The sequence below is a fragment of the Mesorhizobium sp. M7A.F.Ca.US.006.04.2.1 genome (genome assembly GCF_004022915.1).
Taxonomy (GTDB): domain Bacteria; phylum Pseudomonadota; class Alphaproteobacteria; order Rhizobiales; family Rhizobiaceae; genus Mesorhizobium; species Mesorhizobium ciceri.
In genome coordinates, this window is sequence record NZ_RZQA01000474.1 from 1 (window position 1) to 5,061 (window position 5,061).

Genomic DNA, 5,061 nt, shown 5'->3' on the forward strand with positions numbered 1-5,061 from the left:
GACATTGGTATAGGCACGCTTAGTACCTAACTGCCGGCGACACTGCTCTAGATCGTTAAAAGAGGGGACGACCTCCATGCAGCTCATCGAATTCCTGGCGCCGCATTTTCAATTTGTGTCCGATCCAACCGCCTGGGTCGCGCTGCTGACGCTGATTGTGCTCGAGGTCGTGCTCGGCATCGACAATCTGATCTTCATCTCGATCCTGACCAACAAGCTGCCGGAAGCACAACGGGCCCGTGCCCGCCGGCTCGGCATCTCGGCGGCGCTGATCATGCGGCTGGTGCTGCTGGCCACCATTTCGATCATCGTCCAGCTGACCACGCCGGTGTTCACGGCCTTCGGCCACGGTTTTTCCTGGCGCGACCTGATCCTGATCGCCGGCGGCCTGTTCCTGGTCTGGAAGGCGACCAAGGAGATCCATCACACGGTCGATCCCGACGACCACAAGGATACGATGATGGGCGAGACGCTGCAGATCAGCCTCGCCGGCGCGATCTTCCAGATCCTGCTGCTCGACCTGGTCTTCTCAATCGATTCGATCATCACCGCCGTCGGCATGACCGACGAGATCGCCATCATGTACATCGCCGTGATCGTGGCGGTCAGCGTGATGATGCTGGCGGCCGGGCCGCTGGCCAACTTCATCGCCAAGAACCCGAGCATTGTCATGCTGGCGCTGGGCTTCCTTTTGATGATCGGCATGACACTGATCGCCGACGGCATGGGCTACCATGTGCCCAAGGGCTACATCTATGCGGCGATGGGCTTTTCGGCATTGGTCGAGGGGCTCAACATGCTGGCGCGGCGGCGCAAGAAGCCGGGCGGCGGGCATTGAGGCATGAGCAGCAGGGACCTTAGCCAGAATCAGCGCGATCAGTTGGCCAAGCTGGCTGAATTGCCTGACAGCGAGATCGATATCTTGGACATTCCGGGAGCTCCGGCCGAGAATTGGGCTCAAGCTCGTCGTGAGCAGGAAAAGCGGCGATCCCAAGCCCGCCGGTTCAGTTAGCCGGCACGCCCTTCGGGTGACGGTCGCCGATCAGGCCGAGCGTCAGGCCTTGTTCCAGCCACGCCTTGGCACCGGCCAGCACCAGCGTGAAGCCGCCGGTTGAGCCGACGGCCTCTTTGACCTGCCCGTCGCCATCGCCGGCGAAGCCAAAATTGCGAACCTCGAGAAAAGTTGTCTCGCCAGGCATTTCGGTGAAAGTCCAGACCACGGTGGTCGGTGGATCGCTCCACTGCATGACGATCTTTTCGTTCGGAACGATCTCGCTGACGTCGACCGTCGTCGAGACGCCGTACATGCGCCATTCCCAGTGGATCTGCTCGCCGCTGTCCAGCCGGCCGCTGCTATGGGTAAACCAGAATTTTGTGGTGATGGCCGGGTCGACGAAGGCCTCGAACACTTCGGCGACAGGCCGCCGGATCAGCATGCCGGCTTCGGCGGTCGGTTTTTCGTGGATGTCCATGGAATGCTCCTAATGGTCAGATATTGGTCTCGTTGGCGGGTTCGCCTTTCATCTCGCTGCGGTAGTAACCGTCGCGCAAATTGATGCCGTACTCGACATAGGCCTTCATGCAGGCCAGCATCTGCGACCAGCCCTCGCAATTGAGATAGGACTTCTTCAGGCCGACCGCGCCTTCCTGCCAGCCGCTCTCGGCGATGGTGACGAAGGTGCCGCCATCGTCCAGCGGTTCGAAGTTCATCTCGATGCGGGTTTTGTAGGCCGGCTTGCCGTCCTCATCGGTGGCATCCCAGCGCAGCACGATGCGGCGGTCCTTGACCACTTCGTCGACCTCAACCGGCACCTTGCCCCACCAGACGACGCCGGCGCCGGCTTCCAGCGGGGCGCTGGCGCCGCCGATCGTGGTGAAATAGCCGCTCAGTTTCTTCGGATTGACGACTGCGTCGAAGACGTCGGCGACCGGCTTGCCGATGCGTCCGGAAACACTGAATCCAAGTGACATATCAACAGCTCCTTCCCTTGATCGGTTCAACAATATGTTATATAAACATAACATGTCAAGCCGATCGCAAGACGACAATGTTTTCAAGGCGCTGGCGCATCCGCGCCGGCGTGAAATACTGGATCAGCTGAAGGACGCGCCGAAGACGACCGGCACGCTGTGCGAGGCCTTTCCCGATATCGATCGCTGCACGGTCATGCTGCATCTGAAGGTGCTGGAGGAGGCCGACCTGATCGTTGCGCGGCGCGACGGCCGCGAGCGCTGGAACCATCTCAACGCGCTGCCGATCAAGCAGATCCACGACCGCTGGATCAGCCAGTATGCCGGCCATGCGCTCAGCATCATCGACCGGCTGAAATCCGATCTGGAGGCGTGAATGCTTGCTGCAGCCCATGGCGCGCGTCCCGTGCGCGGTGCGGCTGGACGAATTGAGCCGATTTATCTATAAGCCGGCCATTCCGACAGAGAACGCCGTGCTTCCAAGAGGTGCACCTGGGACGCTCTGAAATTTTGAATTCGGGCATTGCGGCAGACGAGGTCAGATCACTTCGCTTCGGGATGCTCTAGCCGAGAAGACGACAGGGGTGCCATGGCTGGCCATTCACAGTTCAAGAACATCATGCACCGCAAGGGCCGCCAGGATGCGGTGCGGTCGAAAATGTTTTCCAAGCTGGCGCGCGAAATCACCGTCGCCGCCAAGAGCGGGACGCCCGATCCATCGATGAACCCGCGCTTGCGCCTGGCGATCCAGAACGCCAAGGCGGTGTCGATGCCGAAGGACAACATCCAGCGCGCCGTCAACAAGGCCTCGATGGGCGATGCCGAGAATTACGAAGCCGTGCGCTATGAGGGCTATGGCCCGGGCGGCGTCGCTGTCATTGTCGAGGCGCTGACCGACAACCGCAACCGCTCGGCGTCCAATGTGCGTGCTGCCTTCACCAAGGCCGGCGGCGCGATGGGCGAAACGGGCTCGGTTTCCTTCATGTGGGACCGCGTCGGCGAGATCTATTATCCGGCATCGGCCGGCAGCGCCGACAAGGTCATGGAAGCGGCAATCGAAGCCGGCGCCGACGACGTGGAAACCGACGAGGAGGGCCACACCATCTATTGCGCCTTCGAGAATCTCGGTGAGGTATCGAAGGCTCTGGAAACCTCGCTCGGCGAGGCAGAATCGGTGAAGCCGATCTGGCGGCCGCAGAACAACGTTCCGGTCGACGAGGAGCGGGCACAGTCGCTGATGAAACTGGTCGCCACGCTCGAGGACGACGACGACGTGCAGAGCGTCTACGCCAACTTCGAAGTCGACGACGAGACCATGGCCAAGCTCAGCGCGGCATGAGCGGAGCTCAGCCCGGCATGAGCGAAAGCGTGCTCCCCGCCATCCGCATCAGCTACTGCACGCAGTGCCAGTGGCTGTTGCGCGCCGGCTGGATGGCGCAGGAGCTGCTGTCGACCTTCGGCACGGACCTTGGCGAAGTAACGCTGGTGCCGGGCACCGGCGGCATCTTCACCATTTCCTGCAATGACGTGCTTGTCTGGGAGCGCAAGCGCGACGGCGGTTTTCCGGACGCGGCCAAGCTGAAGCAACTGGTCCGCGATGTCATTGATCCGGACCGCGACCTCGGTCATTCCGATCGGAAGACAAAGGCGTAGAGGCCGCCGCTGCCGTCACTTGCGTCGCCACGCTCCGAAGGCGGCGCCAATCGCAACACCCACGGCGACGCCCATCGGAAGGTCATCCAGAGCGGTGCCGACCGCGGCACCGACACCAACTCCGATTGCCATGCCGAAGGCCATATTCGAATATTGATCCTTCATCGGTGGCTCCATCCATCCTTTTCAACGCGCGGCGAACCAGAAGGATGCCAGCGCGGCTATGCCGCTGATGGTGCGGACATGGTTCCACATCACCCACTCGTTGAGGTAGCGCGACCACAGGCTTGCGCCATTGCTGCTGGCCGGATCGACGGCGGCGAGCGCATCGTTGAGCGGGACGTTGAAGATCATCGTCACCACCACGATGCCGATGAGATAGAGCAGGCTGCCGGCAACCAGCCAGAGCGAGCCTGGCTGGTTCCAGCCGATCACCGCACCGATGGCGACAACGATGCAGACGAGAGCCGTGCCGAACAGTGCTGTCATGAACAGCGGCGTCACGGCTGTGACGTTGATGGAATTCATCGCGGCAATGCCGCTTGCGGCTGGCATGCGGGCGAGGCCCGGCATGACGAAGCTGGAGAAAGCAAAGAAGACGCCGCCGACGACGCCTGAGCCAAGTGCGGCAATGAAGATGAGAGTGGGAAGAAGTTTCGCGATCATGTCAGTTGCTCCAGATGCCCATTGTGCTTTCCTCCGCATAAACGTGATTAATCCTCACATTTGCAAAACGTGATAAACCCTCGTATTTCTCGAGTCAAGTGATTTTGGCGGCATTTGGAGTCAGGTATGGAAGACGCGGCAACCCCCGTTTCCGCACAGAAGCAGGCTGCTTCACCGCGTCGGGCGCCGAGCCAGCAGCGCAGCCGCGAGCGGGTCGAGCGCATGCTGGCGGCTGCCTCGGCGCTGATCGCCGAGCAAGGCAGCGATGCCATGCGCATGGGTGAGGTGGCGGAGCGCGCTGGGGTGTCGATCGGGTCGCTCTACCAGTTCTTTCCGGACAAGCGGGCGATCATCTGGGCGCTGGCCGAGCGCTACACCGCCGAAAGCCAGTCCTGCATTTCGGCAGCACTGGCTGGTATCAGCGACGCCGAAGGCCTGCAGTCCGCGTTTTCAGAGTTGGTCGACATCTATTACCGGCTGTTCCTGGCCGAGCCGGTGATACGCGACATCTGGTCGGGCACGCAGGCCGACAAGGCGCTGCGCCAGCTCGAACTCGCCGACAGCCGCGCCAACGCCGAATTCCTCAGCGCGGTGCTGAAACGGCTGCGGCCGGCAGCCGATCCGGCGACACTGGAAACCACGGCGTTTCTGGTCTGGCAGATGGGCGAGGCCGCCATGCGGCTGGCGATCTCGGTTGAGCGGCAGGAGGGCGACAGGCTGGTCGCCGCCTACAAGCGCATGGCGTTAAGGGAATTGCTGGCCGAGTAGGAC

The 5,061-nt window shown here is 61.8% G+C and carries 9 protein-coding genes; 5 read left to right on the top strand and 4 right to left on the bottom strand.

The annotated features are described in order from the left end of the window. Positions 1 to 76 precede the first annotated feature (76 nt). Positions 77 to 838: a TerC family protein gene (locus tag EN925_RS22925; RefSeq protein ID WP_013529109.1), complete on the top strand. Its 762-nt coding sequence runs from the start codon at positions 77 to 79 to the stop codon at positions 836 to 838. Between the two features lie 166 nt (positions 839 to 1,004). Here EN925_RS22925 and EN925_RS22930 read toward each other — a convergent pair whose 3' ends face one another. Both EN925_RS22930 and EN925_RS22935 read right to left on the bottom strand, forming a co-directional pair. Next, a complete protein-coding gene (locus EN925_RS22930; protein ID WP_127369214.1) occupies positions 1,005 to 1,472 on the bottom strand; it encodes an SRPBCC family protein in 468 nt (155 codons plus the stop codon). Between the two features lie 16 nt (positions 1,473 to 1,488). After that, positions 1,489 to 1,971 (bottom strand): SRPBCC domain-containing protein, encoded by a 483-nt coding sequence (locus tag EN925_RS22935; RefSeq protein ID WP_013529111.1) that lies wholly within the window; start codon positions 1,969 to 1,971, stop codon positions 1,489 to 1,491. A gap of 52 nt (positions 1,972 to 2,023) precedes the next feature. Here EN925_RS22935 and EN925_RS22940 point away from each other — a divergent pair, with 52 nt between their 5' ends. The 3 genes from EN925_RS22940 (at position 2,024) to EN925_RS22950 (ending at position 3,624) form a co-directional block, all read left to right on the top strand. Then, positions 2,024 to 2,347: a helix-turn-helix domain-containing protein gene (locus EN925_RS22940; protein ID WP_127369215.1), complete on the top strand. Its 324-nt coding sequence runs from the start codon at positions 2,024 to 2,026 to the stop codon at positions 2,345 to 2,347. Positions 2,348 to 2,560: 213 nt separating this feature from the next. After that, positions 2,561 to 3,310: a YebC/PmpR family DNA-binding transcriptional regulator gene (locus EN925_RS22945; protein WP_127369216.1), complete on the top strand. Its 750-nt coding sequence runs from the start codon at positions 2,561 to 2,563 to the stop codon at positions 3,308 to 3,310. A gap of 17 nt (positions 3,311 to 3,327) precedes the next feature. Further along, positions 3,328 to 3,624: a SelT/SelW/SelH family protein gene (locus EN925_RS22950; protein ID WP_245460989.1), complete on the top strand. Its 297-nt coding sequence runs from the start codon at positions 3,328 to 3,330 to the stop codon at positions 3,622 to 3,624. Positions 3,625 to 3,639: 15 nt separating this feature from the next. Here the strand turns inward: EN925_RS22950 and EN925_RS22955 are convergent, their stop codons facing one another. Then, a complete protein-coding gene (locus EN925_RS22955; RefSeq protein WP_127369218.1) occupies positions 3,640 to 3,789 on the bottom strand; it encodes a hypothetical protein in 150 nt (49 codons plus the stop codon). 21 nt (positions 3,790 to 3,810) lie between these two features. Beyond that, positions 3,811 to 4,290: an anthrone oxygenase family protein gene (locus EN925_RS22960; protein ID WP_027162539.1), complete on the bottom strand. Its 480-nt coding sequence runs from the start codon at positions 4,288 to 4,290 to the stop codon at positions 3,811 to 3,813. A gap of 126 nt (positions 4,291 to 4,416) precedes the next feature. On the opposite strand from EN925_RS22960, the gene EN925_RS22965 reads away from it, so the two are divergent. Continuing rightward, on the top strand, positions 4,417 to 5,058 hold the full coding sequence (locus EN925_RS22965) for a TetR/AcrR family transcriptional regulator (RefSeq protein WP_024502910.1): 642 nt from the start codon (positions 4,417 to 4,419) through the stop codon (positions 5,056 to 5,058). The last annotated feature ends 3 nt before the right edge of the window (positions 5,059 to 5,061 follow it).

What these genes read in the sequence shown, in the direction of transcription:
- EN925_RS22950 (WP_245460989.1), top strand. Translation starts at nt 3,328, where the DNA reads ATGAGCGAAAGCGTGCTCCCCGCCATCCGCATCAGCTACTGCACGCAG.
- EN925_RS22945 (WP_127369216.1), top strand. Translation starts at nt 2,561, where the DNA reads ATGGCTGGCCATTCACAGTTCAAGAACATCATGCACCGCAAGGGCCGC.
- EN925_RS22940 (WP_127369215.1), top strand. Translation starts at nt 2,024, where the DNA reads ATGTCAAGCCGATCGCAAGACGACAATGTTTTCAAGGCGCTGGCGCAT.
- EN925_RS22960 (WP_027162539.1), bottom strand. Translation starts at nt 4,290, where the DNA reads ATGATCGCGAAACTTCTTCCCACTCTCATCTTCATTGCCGCACTTGGC.
- EN925_RS22955 (WP_127369218.1), bottom strand. Translation starts at nt 3,789, where the DNA reads ATGAAGGATCAATATTCGAATATGGCCTTCGGCATGGCAATCGGAGTT.
- EN925_RS22930 (WP_127369214.1), bottom strand. Translation starts at nt 1,472, where the DNA reads ATGGACATCCACGAAAAACCGACCGCCGAAGCCGGCATGCTGATCCGG.
- EN925_RS22935 (WP_013529111.1), bottom strand. Translation starts at nt 1,971, where the DNA reads ATGTCACTTGGATTCAGTGTTTCCGGACGCATCGGCAAGCCGGTCGCC.
- EN925_RS22925 (WP_013529109.1), top strand. Translation starts at nt 77, where the DNA reads ATGCAGCTCATCGAATTCCTGGCGCCGCATTTTCAATTTGTGTCCGAT.
- EN925_RS22965 (WP_024502910.1), top strand. Translation starts at nt 4,417, where the DNA reads ATGGAAGACGCGGCAACCCCCGTTTCCGCACAGAAGCAGGCTGCTTCA.